18 protein-coding genes are annotated in these 23,288 nt (G+C 34.5%); 9 read left to right on the top strand and 9 right to left on the bottom strand.

Annotation, left to right across the window (positions count from 1 at the left end; all coding sequences use genetic code 11):
• Positions 1-62: 62 nt before the first annotated feature.
• Positions 63-3,455 (top strand): TonB-dependent receptor, encoded by a 3,393-nt coding sequence (locus HNP25_RS08180; RefSeq protein WP_184133114.1) that lies wholly within the window; start codon positions 63-65, stop codon positions 3,453-3,455.
• A 64-nt stretch (positions 3,456-3,519) separates the two neighbouring features.
• Here the strand turns inward: HNP25_RS08180 and HNP25_RS08175 are convergent, their stop codons facing one another.
• Positions 3,520-3,879 carry a CoA-binding protein gene (locus tag HNP25_RS08175; RefSeq protein WP_184133111.1) on the bottom strand — a complete coding sequence of 120 codons (360 nt, stop codon included), beginning with the start codon at positions 3,877-3,879 and terminating at the stop codon, positions 3,520-3,522.
• A gap of 98 nt (positions 3,880-3,977) precedes the next feature.
• Between HNP25_RS08175 and HNP25_RS08170 the strand changes: the two genes are divergently transcribed.
• Both HNP25_RS08170 and HNP25_RS08165 read left to right on the top strand, forming a co-directional pair.
• Positions 3,978-6,020 carry a hypothetical protein gene (locus tag HNP25_RS08170; RefSeq protein ID WP_184133107.1) on the top strand — a complete coding sequence of 681 codons (2,043 nt, stop codon included), beginning with the start codon at positions 3,978-3,980 and terminating at the stop codon, positions 6,018-6,020.
• Positions 6,021-6,090: 70 nt separating this feature from the next.
• Entirely contained in the window at positions 6,091-6,681 is a 591-nt protein-coding gene (locus HNP25_RS08165; RefSeq protein WP_184133104.1) for an HNH endonuclease, read from the top strand.
• A gap of 285 nt (positions 6,682-6,966) precedes the next feature.
• On the opposite strand, the gene porZ is transcribed toward HNP25_RS08165, so the two are convergent.
• Both porZ and HNP25_RS08155 read right to left on the bottom strand, forming a co-directional pair.
• Positions 6,967-8,850: a type IX secretion system anionic LPS delivery protein PorZ gene (gene porZ, locus HNP25_RS08160; protein WP_184133100.1), complete on the bottom strand. Its 1,884-nt coding sequence runs from the start codon at positions 8,848-8,850 to the stop codon at positions 6,967-6,969.
• Positions 8,851-8,860: 10 nt separating this feature from the next.
• A complete protein-coding gene (locus HNP25_RS08155; RefSeq protein WP_184133097.1) occupies positions 8,861-9,439 on the bottom strand; it encodes a thymidine kinase in 579 nt (192 codons plus the stop codon).
• A 203-nt stretch (positions 9,440-9,642) separates the two neighbouring features.
• Between HNP25_RS08155 and HNP25_RS08150 the strand changes: the two genes are divergently transcribed.
• The gene (locus tag HNP25_RS08150) at positions 9,643-10,110 is read left to right on the top strand and encodes an Mpo1 family 2-hydroxy fatty acid dioxygenase (protein WP_184133086.1); all 468 of its coding nucleotides are present in this window, start codon (positions 9,643-9,645) and stop codon (positions 10,108-10,110) included.
• 173 nt (positions 10,111-10,283) lie between these two features.
• Positions 10,284-11,189 (top strand): prohibitin family protein, encoded by a 906-nt coding sequence (locus HNP25_RS08145; protein ID WP_184133082.1) that lies wholly within the window; start codon positions 10,284-10,286, stop codon positions 11,187-11,189.
• A gap of 94 nt (positions 11,190-11,283) precedes the next feature.
• Here HNP25_RS08145 and HNP25_RS08140 read toward each other — a convergent pair whose 3' ends face one another.
• Together HNP25_RS08140 and HNP25_RS08135 are read right to left on the bottom strand one after the other, a co-directional pair.
• The gene (locus tag HNP25_RS08140; RefSeq protein ID WP_184133079.1) at positions 11,284-12,183 is read right to left on the bottom strand and encodes an OmpA/MotB family protein; all 900 of its coding nucleotides are present in this window, start codon (positions 12,181-12,183) and stop codon (positions 11,284-11,286) included.
• Between the two features lie 419 nt (positions 12,184-12,602).
• Positions 12,603-13,697 (bottom strand): chorismate mutase, encoded by a 1,095-nt coding sequence (locus tag HNP25_RS08135; RefSeq protein WP_184133076.1) that lies wholly within the window; start codon positions 13,695-13,697, stop codon positions 12,603-12,605.
• Positions 13,698-14,128: 431 nt separating this feature from the next.
• Here HNP25_RS08135 and HNP25_RS08130 point away from each other — a divergent pair, with 431 nt between their 5' ends.
• From HNP25_RS08130 to HNP25_RS08120, 3 genes are all read left to right on the top strand, one after another.
• A complete protein-coding gene (locus HNP25_RS08130) occupies positions 14,129-15,322 on the top strand; it encodes a proline dehydrogenase family protein (RefSeq protein ID WP_229202820.1) in 1,194 nt (397 codons plus the stop codon).
• Positions 15,323-15,486: 164 nt separating this feature from the next.
• Positions 15,487-16,215: a lipoprotein signal peptidase gene (locus tag HNP25_RS08125; RefSeq protein WP_184133070.1), complete on the top strand. Its 729-nt coding sequence runs from the start codon at positions 15,487-15,489 to the stop codon at positions 16,213-16,215.
• 26 nt (positions 16,216-16,241) lie between these two features.
• Positions 16,242-16,844: a methyltransferase family protein gene (locus HNP25_RS08120; protein WP_184133068.1), complete on the top strand. Its 603-nt coding sequence runs from the start codon at positions 16,242-16,244 to the stop codon at positions 16,842-16,844.
• Between the two features lie 8 nt (positions 16,845-16,852).
• Here HNP25_RS08120 and HNP25_RS08115 read toward each other — a convergent pair whose 3' ends face one another.
• The 3 genes from HNP25_RS08115 to HNP25_RS08105 all read right to left on the bottom strand — a co-directional run bounded on the left by HNP25_RS08115 (position 16,853) and on the right by HNP25_RS08105 (position 20,337).
• On the bottom strand, positions 16,853-17,563 hold the full coding sequence (locus HNP25_RS08115; protein ID WP_184133066.1) for an ATP-binding cassette domain-containing protein: 711 nt from the start codon (positions 17,561-17,563) through the stop codon (positions 16,853-16,855).
• A gap of 76 nt (positions 17,564-17,639) precedes the next feature.
• Positions 17,640-17,978, bottom strand: coding sequence for a YbaB/EbfC family nucleoid-associated protein (locus HNP25_RS08110; RefSeq protein ID WP_184133063.1), 339 nt, complete (start codon positions 17,976-17,978; stop codon positions 17,640-17,642).
• A 109-nt stretch (positions 17,979-18,087) separates the two neighbouring features.
• The gene (locus tag HNP25_RS08105; protein ID WP_184133061.1) at positions 18,088-20,337 is read right to left on the bottom strand and encodes a T9SS type B sorting domain-containing protein; all 2,250 of its coding nucleotides are present in this window, start codon (positions 20,335-20,337) and stop codon (positions 18,088-18,090) included.
• 327 nt (positions 20,338-20,664) lie between these two features.
• On the opposite strand from HNP25_RS08105, the gene HNP25_RS08100 reads away from it, so the two are divergent.
• The gene (locus HNP25_RS08100) at positions 20,665-21,882 is read left to right on the top strand and encodes a bifunctional 3,4-dihydroxy-2-butanone-4-phosphate synthase/GTP cyclohydrolase II (RefSeq protein ID WP_184133058.1); all 1,218 of its coding nucleotides are present in this window, start codon (positions 20,665-20,667) and stop codon (positions 21,880-21,882) included.
• A 58-nt stretch (positions 21,883-21,940) separates the two neighbouring features.
• Here HNP25_RS08100 and HNP25_RS08095 read toward each other — a convergent pair whose 3' ends face one another.
• On the bottom strand, positions 21,941-23,173 hold the full coding sequence (locus HNP25_RS08095) for a multidrug effflux MFS transporter (protein WP_229202819.1): 1,233 nt from the start codon (positions 23,171-23,173) through the stop codon (positions 21,941-21,943).
• Positions 23,174-23,288: the final 115 nt, after the last annotated feature.

Genomic DNA, 23,288 nt, shown 5'->3' with positions numbered 1-23,288 from the left:
AAGTTGTTATTTTGCATACAAATTCAACAATTCAAATTCTAACTAAATTCCAAATTTTCAACATGAAAAAATTCTTTACTACAAAGGTTGTTTTAGGAACTCTTTTGGTTCTTATGGCTGCCCTTTCAAGTTTGCAGGTTTTCGCTCAATCAACTACTGCTGCTATCTCGGGTACAGTGTTAGATGAAAAAGGTGCAGGCTTGCCAGGTGCGAATGTTGTCGCTATTCATGAACCAACGGGTTCTCGTTATGGTTCTGCTACTCGTGCCGATGGTCGTTTCAACATTGTTAACATGCGTGTTGGTGGTCCATATAAAGTAACAATTTCATTTGTTGGTTACAAAGACAATGTTAAGACAGGTATCAACTTGACACTTGGACAAGACTTACGTATCAATGCTAAAATGGAAACTTCTGAAGCTCAATTAGAAGAAGTTAAAGTGGTTGCCGCACGTAGTTCAGTAATTAACTCAGGTCGTACTGGTGCTGCTACTACAGTTGGTAATAAGCAAGTAACTACTCTTCCTACTTTGAACCGTTCATTAACTGACTTCGCTCGTCTTGACCCACGTTCAAATGGTGGTTTGAGTTTTGCAGGTCGTAATGCTCTTTACAACAACATTACAGTTGATGGTGCATTCTTCAATAACTCATTCGGTTTGAACAACACGATTGGTGGTCAGGCAGGTGCTCAACCTATTTCAGTCGATGCAATTGACCAATTCCAAGTGAACATTGCTCCATTTGACGTTCGTCAAGGTATGTCAACGGGTGCAAACGTAAACGTTGTAACGAAAAGTGGTACTAACGAGTGGTCAGGTTCGGCTTATTATTTTAACCGTAACCAAGACTTAGTTAGTAAGAAAATTGGAAGTATCGAAAATACATTTCCTACATTTGGAGTATCTCAAATTGGTGGACGTGTTGGTGGTGCAATCATCAAAAATAAATTATTTGTTTTTGCAAGTTTCGAAAAAGAAGATAGAACTGATCCAGGTACAACACGTGTTGCAACTCGTACAGGTGTAACTGCTGACCCTGCAACAACATCTTCTGTAAATGCGGCTGATTTAGATAAACTGAAAGCATTTTTGAAAGAGAAATTCAATTATGATCCAGGTGCGTATGAGAACTATGATAGATTAACTCAAAGTACAAAATTTAATGCTCGTATTGACTGGAACATTTCTGATAAGCATAAATTGAACATCAAGTACAATACACTTCGTTCATTTGCTGATGTTACAGCTTCTAACTCAGGTGCATTAAATAATGGCCGTGGACCAACCAATACAAACTTACCTTTCCAAGGAAGTTTATACAGAATCAATAATAATTTAGATTCTTATATTGCTGAATTAAACTCAACGTTTAGCGGTAAAGTTGCTAATAATTTGACTATTGGATACACTCAAATGAGAGATTTCCGTGAGTCGCCAGTGAATAGCACTCCTTTCCCAACAGTTGATATTGGTAATGGAGGGGCAGGAACGCCACTTTCTGCCACTTCATTCGGTTTTGAGCCATTCTCGGCAAATAACCTATTGGATACAGACGTTTTCCAAATTTCGGATAACGTTACTGTTTATGCAGGGAAAAACGTATTTACATTCGGTGCGGCTTATGAAAATAACCAATTCCGTAACGGTTTCGCTCCTAACTATTATGGTGGTTATCAATTCCGCTCATTCGATGACTTTTATGCAAGTGTAAATAACGGAACATCAAATGCTCTTCAATATCGTCAGCAATGGTCAAATACTACTGAATTCCCTTTTGCTAAAATGAAAGGAAGTACATTGAGTTTATATGCTCAAGATGAGATTAACGTTGGAAAAGGATTCAAAGTAACAGTGGGTATTCGTGCTGATGGTACTTCTTTCCCTGTTGAGAAAAATGCTACTACTACAAACCCATTTGTTCCAGCTCTTACTTTCAAAGATAACGGACAAGATGTTAAGTTAGCGACAGATCGTTTCCCTGAATTTACTTTATTGTGGTCTCCACGTGTTGGTTTCAACTGGGATGTTAACGAAGAAAAGAAAACACAGGTTCGTGGTGGATTCGGTATCTTCTCTGGTCGTGTTCCTTATGTTTGGTTGTCTAACCAATTATCTAATAACGGAGTATTGTTCGGTTCTGAAAGTATCAACAACCCAACAAACCGTCCTTTCAATGCGAACGTAGATGCTTTCCGTCCAAAAGTTGATATTGGTTCTTTAAGACCAACTTCTTATAACTTAGCTGTTACTGACGAAAACTTCAAATTCCCACAAATCTTTAGAGCTAACTTAGCCGTTGATAAAACTTTAGGAGAAGGTTGGTTAGCAACATTTGAAGGTATTTATACAAAAGATATTAACTCAGTTTATTTATCTAACGTAAACTTACCAACTTCACAAAGAAATGCGATTGGTGCTGATAATCGTCCTATTTATTATAATGTTGGAGCAAATGGATTCCCAAGTACAGTAAATAACCGTATCTATGGTTCTATTGCTGCTGCTCAGGGTGGAAACACTGCTGAAAAACCAAACATTTCTGACGCCATTTTGATGAAAAATACTAATAATGGTTATAGTTATTCATTAACAGGAACAGTTTCTAAAGCATTTGAAAATGGTTTATTCGCAAGTTTATCATATACTTACACAGATTCTCGTTCGGTTAATGATGGTGGTTCAATTGCACAATCAATGTGGAGAGACCGTGTTGTAGTTGGTGACCCTAATGCAGATGTTTTATCGTATTCAAACTTCTTACAGTCGCACCGTATTGTTGGTTTTGGTAGTTATAAAGTGAACTATTTGAAAAACAAAATGGCTACTACATTTGGATTTACTTATGCTACTGGTCCTGCTGGACGTTATTCTTATACTTACTCAGGAGATATGAACGGTGATGGCTCAGGTGGAGGTGGAAACGACTTGATTTATATTCCAAGAGATCAGTCTGAAATCTTATTGAGAGCGATTCCAGCTAATGCTACTGCTGGTACTCCACTTTATACAGCAGCACAACAATGGACAGATTTAGATAACTTTATCAAGCAAGACCCATATTTGAGCGAGCGTCGTGGTCAGTATGCTGAACGTAACGGAGCTGTATTACCTTGGTCAACAAACTTTGACTTCAAAATTATTCAAGATTTCAACATCAAAGTTGGCGGTAAAGTAAATACGATCCAATTGACGTTTGATATGTTCAACGCAGGTAACTTTGTAACTCCTAACTGGGGATTAAACCAAAGTACTCTTCGTACCGCATTGTTGAACTTTATTGGATATGATAACGCTGTTGGAGCTGTTGCAACTGGTTCTCAGCCAACCGGAAAACCAATCTTTACATACCCATTCGTGACCGGTTCTACTCCATTAACTGAAACATTCCAGAAATCAACTGGTCTTGGTTCAAGATGGCAAGGACAAATTGGTGTTCGTTATATTTTCAACTAATACTTGAAACATATAATAACTACAAAAAAACTCAGAGAATTTCTCTGAGTTTTTTTGTTTTCAATCAATATTGCTTTGTGGAAAGTAATACTAAAGTACAGGCTTCTTCTACAATAATACCTTCATTTTCAGCCCTCTTCTCAAATACTTCATTTTCTGTCCCAGGGTTAAAAATAATTCTTCTTGGTTTCAATCCTAATAAATAATCATATAAATCAGGTTGATGATTAGGACCAACGTACATGGTAATCGTATCTATATTTTCAAAATCGAAATGACTTGTTGTATTGATTATTTTTCCATCAATCTCGCCTACTCTTTTGCCTAATAATTCCACTTCGTGCCCATTTGCCAATAGCATTTTAGCTGCTTTAAACGAATATCTTTCTGTATTTGTTGATGCTCCAACTACTAATGTTTTCATGTTTGTATGATTTTACCAATAATTTATTTTATTTTTAAACATTTTTCAGAAGGCTTTTAGTTCTTCCGAAAATTCAAGACCATTTTTATACAACTTATATGCACATTCCTGATACTTATGATGAATTTAGCCTTTTTTGGGCTAATCATCAACAGGAGGCTATTTTGGCGTACACTAGCCAGAAAGACTCCTTTATTGTGGGTTTATTGCCTGAACAATCAGTAGCAATGCCGGCTATTCAATTATTTTATATTTTAGAAAAACGTTTCGGACAAACTGCATTGTACCAAGCTTTAAATCCAGATTTTACTGTTCCAAGCCCTGTTGCTTATCAAAAAGATACTTCTTGGATTAAAACAGTCAATATGGTCGGTATTAATGTTCGTACCATTAGTAGTTTTTTTAATGTTGTAAAATATTCACTTACTTTACCATCATCGCAATCTTCCATACATTTACTTCCTATTTGGGAATGTGGCGTTGTGGCTAGTTTGTATGGAATGGCAAGTTGGAATATTAATCCTGAATTTTATGATGAAGAATTAGCAAGAGCTTTTCCACATCTGAATACTGTAGAAAAACAGTTGAAAGTAGTCTGTAATCTTTTACACTTAACAGGTAAAACGGTAGGAATGGATGTAATTCCTCATACGGATAGATACTCTGAAATAGCATTGGCAAATCCTCATTTTTTTGAATGGTTACAAAGAAAAGAATTTGAAATCATCAATCATGATGCTAATTTGCATGAAAAAGTTCAAGAACGTATTCTGGAATTTCTTCAACAATTTGGAGCAGTCGTTGACATAGAATATCCCAAAGAACCTGAAGTATTTTTCAATAATCAGTTATTTCCAGAAGAAAAAAGGCTACAAGTACTCTTTGGCGAAAAAAGTAATTTGTGGGGTAGAAATAAAAAAAGGAATCAATTAATCAGCTTTTTATTTAATGAAGGTTATGAACCTGTACCAGCAACGATGGCTCCGCCTTACAGAGGACTAGCTGTTGACAAACGTGAAGAAGCCAAAACAATTGACGAAGACGGCAGAGTATGGAGAGATTATATCATTTCAAAACCCGAAGCAATGTCAAGAGTTTTTGGTCCTTTGGCAAGATTCAAATTGTATGAAAGTTTAGATAACAACCAACATTGGGAAATTGACTTTTCAAATCCACGAAAAGAAGTTTGGGAATATACTGCGGCAAAATATTTGGGTTTCGCTCAACAGTATAATTTTGATTTCATGCGTGGTGATATGTCGCATGTTCAGCTTAGAAAAGAAGGCACTCCAGCCAATCCAGATGAATTTTATGACATCCATCAATATATCAAAGGAGTAATTTGTCGAACAAAACCTACTTTTTCGTATTTTGCAGAGAGTTTCTTGGCTCCGCCCAATACAATGGCGTATGGCATAGAAGAAGAACACCTTGAAAGCTCTGATGCCGATAGTACTTTGGGCGATTTACAATCAATGACATTGGGTTCTGAAACATTTATTTCAGCATTTGCTCGTTATCATTCATTATTAAAAAAATGGACATTTTCGCCTAATTTCACCATTATTACAGCCGATAAAGACGACCCAAGATTTGATGAGTTTTACTTGAAAGGAAACGAAATTAGAATGTTCATGGGATTATTTTTGAGTGATATGCCATCTTACATGAGTTTAGGCTTTGAACAAAGAGATGTACACTTTAATCCTGCTCCAAATGAACACTATACCAAATTGTATGTCTTTCAACTTACTGAAGGATCGAAAGCGACACATTCAAAATATCAATGGGGAAAAAATGGTGAATTATTCAAAGGTTTGACTACCTTGAGAAAAATCTCTGAAGAAATTTGTCCTGCTGTTGCAAATCAAAGTACTCAGTGGCTTATTCCACCAGATTTCACTGGACGAAATAAAGTAATAGCATGGACACAAAGTGAACAACCATTATATCTATTTATAGTAAACTTAGATACTGAGCATGAAAGTGAAGAAATTTCATTCAAAAATATCGCAGGAGCTAAACATTTAGAGCAAATTTTTACTTCTAATAAAGAAATAAACATCACTTGTAATACAGAAAGTATCCAAATAAATTCACTTGAAAAAGGAGAATATAGTATTTACCGTTATCAATTTTAAAGTAATAAAAACATCTCATTGCTTTAACCCCAGTAATATAACCACAAAAAAAATTCAAGAAAAAACCAAAATGATCGACAAAAAAACTGCTTCAGGAACCAAAAAAAGCGTAAGCTTTTGGAATGAAAAATGGGTAGATATTCCTTTTAACGAAGTTGAAAATCCACCAGTTTATAAGGTGTCAAACTATGGTCGTTTAAAAAGTTTCCAAAATGACCCAATTCAAGGTGACATCATAAATGGCTCTAAAATTCAGGGATATAAATCATTGAATATTAGGGCTAAAGGAAATAAATCATTAAATAGGTACGTTCACAAACTCGTAGCTGAATTCTTTTTAGAAAAACAAAACGAAGAACAAAAGTTTGTCATACACCTTGACCATGACAAACTCAATAACCATTGGGAAAACCTAAAGTGGGTTTCTCGTGATGAAATGACTATCCATAATCGTGAAAATCCAGCGGTGAAAGATAGAGTAATTCCGAAACGTACCAAAAATTACAAATTGACTGAAAGCAAAGTTATTATGATTAAGAAAATGCTTAGGTCAGATAAAAACCGTTTGAAAATGATTGCCAAGCAATTTGGTATTACGCATACACAACTCAACAGAATTCGTTCAGGCGAAAACTGGGGACATGTAAAATTAGAAGATTAAATAAAAACATGAGTCATCCCGAATTTTTTCTTAGAATAGTGAGGTTTAGGACGATTTGAGAGGTTTTTTTATTTATTATTGTACAATCCTTACTTTTCTTGTCTTGAAACAAGAAAAGTAACAAAAGAAATTCAAGAATTCCTAAACTCGCTTCGCTCAAACAGTAGGAATTCGTTGCCCATCAATCACAAAAAAGCGGTCGAAATTAGTTTTTTGACCGCTTTTTTGTGATTTTAAAATTCGGGATGACTCATGTTTCATTATCAATTTCTTCAAAAACAACCTTTATTTTACTACAGCCAAACGACTTACCAAAGTCTCTTCTCCTTTTGCATTCGCAGAAAAAATCAAGTAGATACCTGTTTCTGCCCTTTTTCCTTCTAAGGTTTTTCCATTCCAAACAGCAGTACCGCCGTTGGCTCTGGTTTCGTAAACCAAATTCCCTGAAATGTCAGTTATTTTCACAAAAGCATTTTCAACTAATCCTTCAATGCCAATTTGTCCTTCAAAATCTGGTCTAACAGGGTTAGGAAATACTTTTACATTTTGTTCGGCTTGACTATTGGTACTTTCGGTAGCAGTTCCTCTGTATGAAACCAAGCCTTTTGTCGTGCGAATAAATACGTTTCCAGTACTGGGTTCAAGCGTGATATAATTAATAGCATTAGAAGGCAAAGGCGAATTACTTTCTGTGAAATTTGCAACTAATTCTGTTCCGTCAGCATTGAATAAAAAGATACCGTTTAAAGTTCCCATCCATTTTCTATTTCCTCCATCGATGCCTAACGCTGTTACTGTTTCATTTCCCAACAACCTTCTTCTTTCAAAAACGGGCGTATAAGCATCAAAGTTTCTACCAGAAAATACATTTGCAGGATTATCAAAAACAACCACTCCTCTATCAGTACCAACCCACATTTGCCCATCTTTATCCAATGCCAAGGTTTTCACAACAGTACTTGGCAAATTGCCAAAACCTACGCCAGTAGTAATAAGTTTTTGTTGATTATTGGTATTTTTCACCATAATTCCACCAAAACCATTACTCCTTACCCAAGTATTTCCTTCCAAATCTACTACGACAGAATCTTTTCGTTTACTGAATAAAGTATCTAAACTATTCGGACTGTAGGTTTTATAACTTCCTTCGAGGTTACTTAAAAGTCCATTTTTGTTATCTGCAAGCCAATATTTCCCTTGTGAATCAGCCCTTAAAAATTGCGGAGACTGTATTTTAGCATCTGATACTTTTGTAAAAGTCAGTAAATCCATATCCAAAATATTGAGCTGACCGTTGGCAATGAGGAAGTATTTATTAGCAGTAATGTGATTGATGGAAGTTATTTTATCTGACAGTAATAATACACCTGATAATTTTCCATTTTGATAAGATGATACTCTTCCAGATTCAGCTGCTATAATAAGTCCATTCTGCCATTTTACCAAAGTACTTTGTTCAGTATTTAAAGTACGCCAATTACCGAAAAACTGTAGATTAACATTGCTGGCAAATTTAGCCTTGCGAATGCCGACAGAAGTAGCTAAAAAGATTGAATCGTTTACAAACTCAGTTTTATAAATCTTAATTGAAGTCCCATTTTCACCTAAATTCTGATAGGTTTCTTTGATTTCCTTTTTTTCAAGGTCAAGAACTACTAAACCAAAATCATAAGCCAAATAAGCAAGGTTATTGCTGACTGAAATATGATTGACAACTTTACTGCCAAGAATTGAACTAGATTCTTTCAACAAAGAAATATTAGTGATTTTTGAGGGTTCGGCTTTTTCATCTAGCTCCATCAAATCAATATTTCCAGTTTGGTAAGTAAGAATTAGCGTATTTTGATTGACGGCATAAGCAATTTTCGCAATACCAATTTCTGATAATCCATCAATTTTAGAAAGTTTAACGGATTCATTCGCTGTTTTATCAAAATAGAAAAATCCATTTTCTGTCACGCAGTAAATCTTATCTTGTACAATGGCAATGTCTTTTGCACTAGTATAATTGAAGTAGGTTTGCCAAGTACCAATTGGTACTTGTGCTAAAATCTGAGAAGAAATACTGACATTCAATAAGCAAGAAATAACGAGCAGATTTAAGGTAACCCAATAGGTATTTTTAGGCTTAAAAACCGATTTTCTTCTTTTTGATAATCTAACAAGCATAATTTTTATGTTATAAATGGAAACATTTTCTACATCTTGCTTCATAGCTATCGGTTTCTCCAAGCATTACTTGTTCTTTTCCAGCAGCTTTTCGGTATGAATAATTGGCAACATCGCCACAAACCATACAAACTGCATGAACTTTTGTAATGTATTCTGCAATAGCCATCAGCGCAGGCATAGGGCCAAAAGGATTGCCCTGAAAGTCCATGTCCAAACCTGCAATAATTACTCTTTTTCCATTAAATGCCAAAGAGTTTGCTATTTCAACGATTCCTTCATCAAAAAATTGAGCTTCGTCGATACCAACAACATCACAATCACCAGAGAGTAAGAGTATTTCATGCGAAGATTGTATCGGTGTGGAGCGAATTGAGGAGGAATTATGTGAAACAATATCTTCGTGATGATAACGAATATCAATGGCAGGTTTAAAGATTTCTACTTTTTGTTTGGCAATTTTTGCTCTGTTCAATCTACGAATTAATTCCTCAGTTTTTCCAGAAAACATTGAGCCACAGACTACTTCAATCCAGCCTGTTTTTTTTCCATTTTGTTGATGTTGATTATGATACGGTTCAATAAACACTTCGCTAATTAATTTTTAGTTTTAAAAATCTATCTTTTTGCGAAGATAAAGAATTTAAAATGGATGAAATGAAATTATCTTTTAAAGACAAAAAATTGTAAATTGATGATAACAAAATAATACAAAAAAAAGGCAATAAAATTGTCTTTTTTAAAGATTTATTAGTATTATTGTACTTACTTAACCATATATCACTAATACACATGAAAACAATTAACCAATGGCTCGACGAATACGGAGAAAGCCACCAAAACCCCACGAACAAAACCGTTCATTGGATTTGCGTTCCACTCATTTTTTTTAGTCTTTTAGGGCTACTCTATAGCATCAAACTTTCATTCTTTAGTCTCGGTAATATTCAAGGTAATGTTGCATTAATCGTGCTGACGCTCACACTGATTTATTACTTTAATCTTTCAAAACCCTTATCTGCGGGGATGTTTCTATTTTCAGCCATTTGTTTATTTATTTGTTATTTGATTGAAGGCTCTGCTTTTGTACCGCTTTGGCAAGTATGCGTTACAATTTTCGTACTTGCTTGGATTGGGCAATTTTGGGGACATAAAATTGAAGGTAAAAAACCTTCTTTCTTCAAAGATTTACTCTTTTTAATGATTGGTCCAGCTTGGCTAATGAGCTTTATCTATCAACGTTTGGGTATAAATTATTAAAACCACAATTGAGTAAACTTATAATATTCTAAAAACACTTCTTGTCCTTAAAACTTACCATCCATACTATTTCAGGATAAAACAGTATCAAGTAGTTAATATTTGATACTGTTTTCGTTTTCAGCTATTTAACTGAAAGCATCTCAAATTTCAAACTTAAATCAACCAAAACCATGTTTGTAATTATTCTAGGTATCATCATTTTAGTGGTAGGCTTTGCCATTAATACTCCTTCTTTATCGACTGCACGTTTTTCTCGTCCAGTTAAAGTGGTAGGTATTATTATTATTGTAGTCGGAGTTCTTAGTTCAGGTGTTAAACAAATTGATGCAGGCGAAGTTGGCGTACAATCTTTATTCGGCAATGTAAATCCTAATACTTTATCAAGTGGGTTAAACTTTGTAAATCCTTTAGCCGAAGTACAAACTTTTGATACCAAAACTCAAAACTATACGATGTCGGCAGTACACGACGAAGGAAGTAAAGATGGAGACGACGCTATCAGGGTATTAACTGCGGATGGTTTAGAAGTAATAATCGATTTAACAGTTTTGTACAGAATTGTTCCAGCGGATGCTCCAAAAATTCTAAAAGAAATTGGTTTGGACTATAACGACAAAGTTGTTAGACCAATTACCAGAACTAAAATTAGAGATAATGCCGTTTATTATGATGCTGTAGCACTTTATTCTACCAAAAGAGATGAATTTCAAACGAGAATTTTCAAATCTATCGAAAAAGATTTATCCAAAAGAGGCTTATTGCTTGAACAATTATTAATCAGAAATATCAATTTACCAACTTCCGTAAAACAAACGATTGAATCCAAAATCAATGCAGAACAGGAAGCTCAAAAAATGCAATTCGTACTCCAAAAAGAAAAACAAGAAGCAGAACGGAAACGAGTTGAAGCACAAGGTATAGCAGATTATCAAAAAATTCTTTCTACTGGATTAAGTGATAAACAATTGCAGTACGAAATGATAAAAGCTCAAAAAGAATTAGCTCTTTCACCCAATGCAAAAGTTATAATCTTAGGTGGCAAAGGAAATACACCAATTATTCTAGGCGATAAATAAACAAAAAGCCTGTTTCCGTGACGGAAACAGGCTTTTATTTGAATAGATTTACGAAAAATAGTTTGATAATTCAAACGACAATTTTCATCAAATCTTATTTTCCTTGACCATTCGCCAATAATTGGAAGAATTGGTCTAATTTAGGAGTTACGATAATTTCAGTTCTACGGTTCAATTTACGTCCTGTAGAGCTTTCGTTTGAATCTTTAGGAGCAAATTCAGAACGTCCACCAGCAGTCATACGCTCAGGAGCTACACTAAATTTAGTTTGTAATAAACGAACAACTGATGTAGCACGTTTAGTACTTAAATCCCAGTTATCTTTCAAACAGTCAGTAGCGATAGGTACACTATCAGTATGACCTTCCACTAAAATATCTAACTCTTTGTGGTCATTCACAACTTTAGCAACTTTTTCTAAAACTGTTTCAGCTTTTGCATTGATAACTGCACTACCCGATTGGAAAAGCATTTTATCAGAAATTGAGATATACACAACTCCTTTTTTCACTTCTACCGTTACATCATCATCATTTACATCAGCCAATGAACGTTTCAAAGTCATTACTAAAGCTAAATTCAAAGAATCTTTGCGTTGAACAGAAGAGTTCAAATCTTTGATGTATTTACTTTGATCATTCAAAGTTTCCAAAGATTTTTTGATGCTTTCAGCACCAGCTTTGCTTACGATAGAAAGATCTGACATTCTGTCTAACAAATTAGTGTTAGTTTTTTTCAAATAGTCGATTTGATCTTCTAAGCCTTTCAACTGTTTAATCTTAGCTTGCAAATCTCCATCTTTCGATTTCAAATCAGCTTCTAAACTTGCTCTTGTTTTATCGCAGTCATTCAAGTCTGCTTTTGCTTTAGCTAGAGAGCTTTCAGTGCTTGCTTTGAAGTTAGCATATTCCGCTTGAGCAGCTGTTAGTTTTTTCTTACTCACGCACGAAGACATGATTACTATTGATGAGGCAAACAAAATTAATTTTTTCATACTTTTTTAGTTTTTATGCTAATTGCTCTATTAAAATTTGAAACGAAAATACTATAAAAAAATTACATAATTGTCATGATTTGTCTTTACTACAAGGATAAAAAAGGTTAAATCATGTCAATTTTTAAGGATTTGTACGTATATCTAAAAATAAGTCAAAACAAGATTTGATAAGTTCAAAATATTTTTCTTTAATTCAATTTTTAATATCTCTCGTTGCATAATCAATTTCAGACTCCCAAACATTTATGTTAATCACGATAAAAACACATCATTTTTTTTATAATCACTTTACAATGGTAAGAAGTAACATCAATCTTTACGATTTCATTAAAACTGAAAAAATATTGGGCATATACAACAAAAGCGGTCGTTTCAGATTTGAAACAACCGCTTTTTTATAATAAATTATCAGAAAACTAAGCTACTGTAGCGCTCATTACTTCTGTTTGTTTACGAATTGATTCTAGGTGAACCAATTTGAACAATTCTTCAACGAATTCAGGATACAAGCCTAAACCACTTGCTTGTTTAGCACGGTCAGCATGTACTTGTTTCCAACGGTCTAATTGTAATACAGCAACGTTGTTATCACGTTTGTATTCACCTAATTTCTCAACGATAGCCATACGAGCCGCTAATACTTCCATTAATTCACGGTCGATATTATCAATTTTAGCACGCATTGCAGCTAATTCGTCAGTAAATTCAGCACCATAATTTGCTTGACGTACTTCTAATTCACGTAACATTGTTCCTAAAGCCTCTGGAGTCAATTGTTGTGAAGCATCAGACCAAGCAGCGTCTGGGTCACGGTGAGTTTCGATAATCATCCCATCATAATTCAAATCAAGAATTCTTTGAGATAATTCCATCAACAACGAACGTTTTCCAGCCATGTGCGATGGGTCACCGATGATAGGTAATTGAGGAAACAAACGTTTCATCTCAACAGCCATTTGCCACATTGGTGAGTTACGATACTTTACTTCTTGAGCATTAGAAAAACCACGGTGAATAGCACCTAATTTTTTTATGCCAGATCCTTGCAAACGTTCAAAAGCACCAACCCAAAGTGCTAAGTCTGGATTTACAGGGTTTTTAACTAATACAGGAATGTCAACGCCTTTCAGAGCGTCAGCTAAATCTTGTACGTTAAAAGGGTTTACTGTAGTTCTAGCACCAATCCATAATACATCTACTCCGTATTTAAGAGCAAGTTCGATGTGTTCAGGAGTTGCTACTTCGATAGCTAATGGTAATCCAGTTTGTTTTTTTGCTTCAACAAGCCATTTCAAAGCTGGTTCTCCCATCCCTTCAAAACTTCCTGGACGTGTGCGTGGTTTCCACACACCTGCACGCATGATATGGGCATATCCTTCTGCTTTAATTCTATTAGCAGTTTCCAACACTTGTTCTTCCGTCTCGGCTGAACATGGACCTGCGATAATCAAGGGTTTGCCGTCAGTTTTTATCCATTCCTGCATCGGCACTACATCTAAATTTGCGTTCATTTGGCAAACAGTATTAAGTAAAATCAACTGCTATTGTATATACTTTATCAATTTCTATTCTTTAAGATTCTAAAATCTTCAGAAAAAAATGATTTTTTTTTCAAACAGCAGTTAACAAATTTTCAAAACATTATTTTGTAACAAATAGTATCAACTTCAAAAAAAAATCATCTAATATTGTAAAAGCTTTATTTTAATCTGATTAAGTTAGTACTCAAAAATTCGAGCAAATACTAAACTAAAAAATTTAATCCGACAAAATTTGTTTTTGTATTATTCTAATATGCTATATTTGCACGTTTTAGTAAAACAACCGACGACTCTCTGAATCATATTAAACTGATTATCAATTAATATATTATCATTCAGTTTTAATTTATATACGAATATTCGTCTGTAACATGACCAAAATGCCAGCCACATCAACCCTTATGAAGTCCGTAAAAGTTAGTTTTGAAGATACTTCAATCGCTTTTTCTTCAAAATCTAATTTACAATTGAAGAAGATTTATTTAATCTTCGCAAGTATGAACCAGAATTGGCTCGTAAAGTTAGGGACTTTTTTTATCAAACTCTTTATTTTTCTTCATTTTCCCATAAAAAAACTCATAAAAGTTACTGTGTTTGAACAGTTTTGTGGTGGAGAAACTTTGCATGAATGCAATAAGACAATAGAAAATTTGGACAAATCTCATATTGGCACAATATTAGACTATTCTGTAGAAGGCGAAGACAATGAAAAAAGTTTTGACCAAACTACTCAAGAAGTATTGTTGACCATTGAAAAAGCCAATGAGAACATTGCCATTCCCTTTGCAGTATTCAAAGTAACTGGTATTGCAAGTATGAACTTGCTTGAAAAAATCCAGAATGAGGAAGAATTAAACAATGACGAAAAAGCGGCATTTGAAAGAGTAAGAGAAAGAATGAACATTTTGTGTGGAAGAGCCCATGACTTGAAGGTTAGAGTTTTTATTGATGCCGAAGAATCTTGGATTCAAGATACTATTGATACTCTTACTTACGGGATGATGGAAAAATACAACAAGGAAAGTTGTATTGTTTACAACACTTTCCAGATGTATCGAAAAGATATGTTACAAAACCTGAAAGATGCTACGCAACATGCCCGTGAAAGTAATTTCTTTTTGGGTGTGAAATTAGTGAGAGGTGCTTATATGGAAAAAGAACGCCAGCGTTCGCACGAAGAAAATTATTGTGAACCTGTTCACGAAACTAAAGCGGCAACCGACCATGACTACAATTTAGGCGTAGATTTTTGTGTAGAAAACAGAAGTATTATTTCGCTTTGTGTAGGTACTCATAACGAATTTAGTTGTAAATATTTGGTTGATTTAATGCAGAAAAATCAAATTATGCCTGAAGACAAACATTTTTACTTCGCTCAACTTCTAGGAATGTCGGATAATATTTCTTACAACCTTTCAAAAGCTGGTTATAACGTAGCAAAATATGTTCCTTATGGCCCTGTAGAAGCAGTAATGCCATATTTGTTCCGCCGTGCAGAAGAAAACACTTCAGTTTCTGGACAAGCAAGTAGAGAATTTACTTTGATAAAACGTGAAATTGTGAGAAGAAAAAGACTAGCTTTTCAAAAAAAATAATATTATTTGAGGTTATTATACTTTTAGATTAAATATTTCGTCACAAAGACAGTTAACACAGGTGTTTCTGACTTTGTGACTTTTATTTTGTAACTTGCAGGGGTTATTGTACATTAAAATCCAACAATCTATATCAATTTTCCAACCAATCGCTCAAATTCAATATGTTTCGTTCCCCATATAAATACTTCTGGCTTACCTTTTTGCTTATCATTATTGATCAAATTATTAAAGTAGCTGTTCATAAATATTTGCAATATGAAGGTAATGAAGTACCTATCATTGGTGATTTATTCAAGCTTCATTACGTATTAAACAAAGGAATGGCATTTGGGATGACCCTCGACTTTATTCCTAAACCATACGGCAAAATTGTTTTAAGCTTATTTAGAATAGTGGCGATGTTTGGAATTGGAGCATACTTAGTGTCATTGGCTCGTAAAAAAGCTCATGTAGGTTTATTGTGGAGTATTGCTGCCATTTTAGGTGGAGCTATTGGCAATGTAGTTGACAGTACTTTTTATGGAATCATCTTCCATAATGCTCCTTTAGACTCTCCTACTCCATGGTTTCATGGGCAAGTAATTGATATGTTCTTTTTTGATATTTATCAAGGCTGGTTACCTGATTGGTTGCCTATTTGGGGTGGAACTTGGTATTCAACACCAATTTTTAATTTTGCCGATGCTTCTATTTTTTGTGGTGTTGTAACAATTTTGATTTTCCAGAATAAATTCTTTGAAGAACCAAAAGTGAAAAACGAAATTGTGGAATCTGAAAATGATGTCAATAAAAATGATAATGAAGTAAGTATAATTGAAAATACTGAAAATATTGACAACAATTTCTTGGAAAAAACAACAGAAGAATCAGAAAGTAAACCTCAAGAATAACAAATAAAATTTTGTTTGAGTAGAAAATGAAATCAGAAATTATATTATCAATACTTTGGATAGTTTATGGTATTTTCCATAGTTTAACTGCCTCAGAAAGTTTTAAAAATCTTCTCAAATCTGTTTTGGGAAGATTTTCTATTTATCATCGACTAATTTATAACATCTTAGCAGTTGTATTAATATTGCCTGTTATAAAATTTCAGCTTGATTCTCCAACTGAATTATTGTTAGAACAATCAATCATGAATCAAATTTTGGGAGGTTTAATGATGGGTTCAGGGATATTTCTTGGTTTTTCAGCTTTAAAACAATATGATTTATCTGAGTTTTTAGGAACGGATGTTCTCAAAGATTCCAATAAAAAGAAACAAGTATTGTTGGTTAAAGATGAATTATCATCCATCGTTCGCCATCCACTTTATTTGGGAATATTGATTTTTTTGTGGGGAGCTTTTGGCTTTTTCGGAACATCCTTATACTTAGTTACGGCAATCAGCTTAACTTTTTATATCAGGATTGGCATTCATTTTGAAGAAAAAAGATTAGTAAAGGAATTTGGGAAGCAATACGAAAAATATCAAAAAGAAGTACCGATGTTAATTCCTAAAATAAGTGATGGAAAATAAACCATCACTTAATGATTGGTAAGGTTTCTGAAAACCTCTTCCATCGTTTTTCCAGAAGTTTTCAACACTGAAAGTGAACTATCATTTACGATTTTTCCGTGATTAATAATGACTACTCTATCACAAATCGCTTCAACTTCTTGCATGATATGCGTTGAAAAAACAACTGTTTTTTCTCGCCCAATATTTCTGATAACACCTCTAATTTCAGCTAATTGATTGGGGTCAAGTCCAGTAGTAGGTTCATCTAAAATCAATACTTTAGGGTCATGAATAAGTGCTTGTGCTAAACCAACACGTTGACGATAGCCTTTTGACAATTGACCTATTTTCTTTTTCTGTTCAAGCGTAAGTCCAACTAAATCAATTACTTCGGCAATTCTATTTTGCAGTCTTTGCCCTTTTATTTGATAAAGTCCACCCACAAATTCCAGAAATTCCTTCACATACATTTCTAAATATAAAGGATTGTGTTCTGGTAAATAGCCGATATTTCTTCGTACTTCCATCGCATCCTGCTGTACATCGTAGCCACAAACTTCTACTTTTCCCGAAGTAGCAGTAAGATAACAAGTAGCGATTTTCATTGTGGTGGATTTTCCAGCACCATTTGGTCCTAAAAAACCGACAATTTCGCCCTGATTAGCTTCGAAAGAAATATTATTAACAGCACTTTGTGTACCGTAAATCTTCACTAAATTCTGAATTTTTAAAGACATAAATTGAAAGGTAAGAAGATGATGATGATTCAGGAATGAATTAAAGTTCTATTCCTGAACCGTTTGTCTGAAACAATTATTGTCCAAACATACTTCCTAAATCCATTCCTGGGATATTTGGCATCAAACCTTGGGTAGCTTTTTGAAGATGGTCTTTGATTTTATCTTCAATATTTTCCATTGCGTTATTGGTAGCGGCGACAATTAAATCCTGTAAAACTTCACGGTCAGAAGGTTTAAGTAAGTCTTCATCAATTTCAATTTTCAAGATTTGTTTTTTCCCATTTACTGTAGCAATTACCATTCCTGCTCCTGCTTCACCAGTTTCTACGATTGTTACCAATGAATCCTGTGCTTCTTTCATTTTGGCTTGGAGGTCTTTTACTTTTCCAAGCATTCCCATCATATCAAACATAATCTTATTATTTTTTGTAAAAATTTTCTTTGCAAGTTACAACACTATTCACTTAACACAAAAAAGAAAACTCATGTTACCATGAGCTTTCTTTCTGAAATCTTGATAATTAATATGTTAAAAACAATGTTCCTTCTTTAGTAATTGATTGACCAGTTGTATCTTCTGCTTCCAACCTAAAAACATACATTCCTTGTATTGCTTTCTCACCATTTTTCAGTGTTCCGTCCCAGCCTAGTTGAGTATTACTTGCAAAGTTATCCGTCTCATCGTAAAATATAGCATTTCCCCAATGGTCAAAAATTGTCATTTTTAACTTCTGAATGAACTTTCCATAAATGATAAATTTATCATTAACTCCGTCATTATTGGGTGTAAAAGCATCAGGACTCAATAAAAGTGAAGGTCGATAAATTTTAGCAATGTTAGAACGAGTATTTTGACTAATACTTCCTGTAGTAGGCTTAGCTTCTATTTGAAGATATATTACTTGCCCTTCGCTATCTGGCAAACCTTGGGTATTGAAAGTATATGTATTTCTCAGATTATCTGCCAAAGGTTTAATTACTTGTCGAGTAATTGGGTCTATTTTATTAACCCGATAAAAATCAGTTGTCGTCGAAAATGATGATTCTGGTGTCCAGTTAATTACTGAAACTAATGACGATAAGAAAATACTGCAAACTTTTTCAGATGGCACAGACTCTCTATCACACAAATCTTTCCACGTCATATAATAACAGTAAGATTGTTTATTGATATCGGCTGTGGCATCATTAATTGTATTGATTGTCGGAACTGTTGCTTGCAAGAATTGATAAGACCCATTAGGCGAATCAGCACGATAAAAACGATACTCAAGCATCTCAGCAGGAAGCGGTTCTCCAGTACCAGACTCAAAAGTTCCTTTGACGTTAATTAAATTATTCGTTGCTTGAACATCTGCAAAAACATTAGTAATTTTAGCAAGTGGATTGGTTGAAGTAGCCCTAATTTTTAACAGTTGTGAGGTAGATTTTTGACCATAATTAGTAATGACTCTGTAGATATAATCTTTCCCACAGACAACATCATCGTCGGTAAGCGTAAGCGTTGAAATATTATTAATTGCTGGAAAAAATTTATCAATTGTTACTCCGTCAGTTAATAATCTTTCAACTCGATAGTCACTATACACTCCACCAGTGATAGTTGTTAAAGCTCTTAGCCAAGAAACCTGCACCGCACTGTTGACCATCGTTAAATTGGCTGGTGTAGTACAAACCTCTTCACTACTTAAATTAGCAAGATTAACATTTGTTGTTACAGGACAATTGGCATCAACGGCCTCAGTTCTGAAACAATATTGCCTATTGGCATTTGGCACAATAACTTTAACTAAATCAAATGTAGTCGTTGAAGTAGAAGTATAATTTAATACAGGATTTGTATAATCATAATTAACTGTTGTGAGTGGGTCTCTCATAAATACTTTCCGCTGAATATTATTTTGTGCAAAAACAGCCATTTCAAACTCACTCGGAGTAGCAGTACCAGTAATTGAAGAAATCAAAGGACGTGCTATCGTAGTTCCTGTCATTGAAATTGAGGGAGAAGTATAAACTGGAGCTGGACAAGTTCCTGTTTTAGACTGACCCTGCACAGTAAATACTCTATCAAGCCTATTCGGTATTGGGCCACTTGAAACTAACGTGGGATATGAGGCTGGTCTGACGTTAAAACTAGGATTAAACGAACTTCCAATTGCTGTAAATCTTACGGTATATTCTTCGTAGTTATTGTTGGCATTTGCTTCAAGTTTTACTCTAATCATGTCACCATTACAAACAGAATACGTAACAACAGGCGTACTCGGCTTGATAATTTCAACCACTTGGCAAGCATGATGATAGTCACTTGTAATTCCATTGCCTGAATTGTCACCCTGAGTAATTACATAAATCCCTGGGCCTGAATACCACGAAGTCGAGGTATTAACTGTCACAGAGACATCACCACTCAGTGAACTATAACTTGCATTGGCTGTAGCTGGATTTGAAGGAGGAATTGTTAACGAACCATATTGACTAGCTGGCATCAGCCAATAGTTAACCCCTGTTGTACTTGTTGCAGAAATTGTATTTTTTAAAGTTATGGTTTCTCCTTCACATATTTTTATAGGAACATTATTTGTTGCATTTGCAAGACCATCACCATCTCCAACAACACTTACTCTTGTACCATTAATGCTGAATTCACCAGGCATGGTACCAGGCGGTTCAGCCTTATTAATACATTGTGCATAAACGTTGACAGACATCAGCATTATAATAATCTGACACATCAATATTTTAGCAATTTTACTCAAAATTATATTCATTGATACAAAGTAAATGTCTTCAATATTATAAACAAAAATTGTGCTATAAACTTTTCTTGACTTTTGGATTAAAATATTTTCTAATTCATTCTATCAAATTACAGCAGAAAATCTACTAGAACAGTCAATAACAGACAGAAAATTGATAATTTTAAGAACAGAAATTAGTCTTGATAAACAAATTAATTGTCTATTTTTGACAATGCGAAGCTTTAATCTTTAACGCAAAGGAACAAAAAATCGTACCTTTGAGGTTATAAAAATACAAGTGAATTGTAATGATGCTATAACCTCTGAGCCTAGATTCAAGATTTTTCCAAGAAAACAATGTCAAAGATAAAATTAGATAGTATAGAAGAGGCGATTGAAGCAATTCGCCAAGGACAAATCATCATCGTTGCCGACGATGAAGACCGTGAAAACGAAGGAGATATGATTTGTGCTTCTGAAGCAATGACTCCAGAATTAGCCAATTTTATGATTCGTGAAGGACGTGGTTTGATGTGTGTAACACTTACTGAAGAGCGTTGTAATGAATTGGATTTAACCATGATGGTTGGTTCAAATACGGCTACTCATGAAACACCATTTACCGTTTCTGTAGATTTATTGGGAAATGGCTGTACAACAGGTATTTCAGCACATGACCGCTCTAAAACGATTCAGGCTTTGGTGGATGAAAAAACAAGACCTGAAGATTTAGGCAGACCTGGGCATATTTTCCCGTTGAAAGCAAGAACAGAAGGAGTTCTTCGCAGAACTGGGCATACAGAAGCTGCCATGGATTTTGCTAAATTAGCTGGTTTCAAGCCTTCAGGTGTGTTGATTGAAGTATTGAACGAAGATGGAACGATGGCTCGTTTACCAGATTTAAGAGCAATTGCTGATAAATTTGATTTGAAATTAGTAACTATCAAAGATTTAGTAGAGTATCGTTTGAAACATGAAAGCCTTATCAAACGTGAAATTGGTGTAGATATGCCAACGGAATTTGGTCACTTTAACTTAATTGCATTCAAACAAATCAATACTGGTGAAACGCATTTAGCTCTAACGAAAGGTACTTGGGAAAAAGACGAACCTGTATTAGTACGAGTTCATAGTTCTTGTATTACTGGCGATATTTTTGGTTCTTGTCGCTGTGACTGTGGCGAGCAGTTGCATCGTGCTATGTCAATAGTAGAAAAAGAAGGCAAAGGCGTAATTTTGTACATGTTCCAAGAAGGCAGAGGTATTGGTTTAATCAACAAACTGAAAGCCTATAAACTACAAGAAATGGGACGTGATACTGTAGAAGCAAACCTCGAATTAGGCTTTAAAATGGATCAAAGAGATTACGGAGTAGGTGCGTCAATCTTAAGAGATTTAGGTTTAAGTAAAATCAGGTTGATTTCAAACAATCCGAAGAAAAGAGCTGCTTTATTAGGTTATGGTTTAGAAATTGTAGAAACAGTACCGATTGAAATTGACTCGAATCCTCATAATGAAAATTATCTTAAAACGAAAAGAGATAAAATGGGTCATACCATTATGGAAGATAAATAAAAATTAGGGCTTAGTTTGATGAAAACTAAGCCCTAATTCTTTGTACTCCTCTTATATCTTAATGCACTAATCCAGCTTCTACACTATCACCAATTTCTACAGTCTCTGTAATCGTTCTTTTACCTAACAAGTAAATAAAATTGGCTAATAAAGCAGAACCTGCCATTGCGGCAACCATTGGTAAAGTTGATGGCTCATCGAACATACTGATTACTACCGAAATCAAAGAACCCATTCCCATTTGTATTGCACCCATCAAAGCTGAGGCTGTTCCTGCATTTTTTGAAAAAGGTGCTAAAGAAAGTGCCGCCATGTTTGGATTGGCAAAACCAATACAAGAAAGAAAAAGGAAAAGTAAGAAGAGCGTAATGCCAAGATTAAGCCAGTCATTATATGAAGCAACTAAGAAAATAAATCCGACCAATACTTGTGTAAGAAGTGCTACTTGAATAATTTGTTCACTCTTAAATCTACGAAGTACAATATTATTTAACTGACTAGCTCCAATGAATCCAATTGACAAAAAAGCAAATATCCATCCGTAAACTTGTTCATTTACTTTAAAAACATTCATAAAAATCATTGGAGAACCCGAAACATAAGCAAACAAACCAGCAAAAGAAACCGCTCCAGTTAGTGCATAAGTATAAAATTGAGGTTCAACTATCACTGAAATAAAATCACGAATAATAGGTTCGGGCTTTAGTGAATGCGAAGGGTCTGGCTTGAAACTATTAGGTAACCAAAAAATTACCGATAATAACAGTGCTATGCCAATACCACTCAAGATTATAAATACCGATTGCCAGCCAAAAGAAGCGGTAACAATTCCACCAACTGTTGGGGCAATCATCGGAGAAACGCCCAACACTAACATCAATAATGAAAATACTTTAGCACTGTCTTTCACAGGAAAAAGGTCACGAACCATCGCTACAGAAGCAACTGTAGCTGCACAAGCACCGATGGCTTCGATAAATCTGAGTACAATTAATGTATCAATATTTTTCGCCCAAATACATGCTATTGAAGAAATAATGTAAAGCGAAAGCCCAAAATATAAAGGTTTTTTTCTACCAAAATGGTCAAGCAAAGGTCCATAAAGTAATTGTCCTGCTGAAATTCCAATAAAAAATCCAGATAAAGTAAGCGATACTTTGGCAGCACTTGTGTTCAAATCTTCTGCAATAGCTGGGAAACCAGGCAAATACATATCAATTGAAAATGGTGCTAGTGCCGTTAAGCTACCAAGTATTAAAATAAGAGAATAGTAAGTTTTTTTTGACATCATGTATAAATTGGAATAATAAAATCGCTGTTTTTCAGGCTAGTAATTAATCGTCTAACAGTAAATTAAGTCCCAAAATTACTAAGAAGATTTGGTTTGATTAGATGTAATCCTAAAG

The organism is Arcicella rosea, assembly GCF_014204325.1.
GTDB classification, from domain to species: Bacteria; Bacteroidota; Bacteroidia; order Cytophagales; family Spirosomataceae; genus Arcicella; species Arcicella rosea_A.
This window is presented reverse-complemented; position numbering and strand designations above follow the sequence as displayed.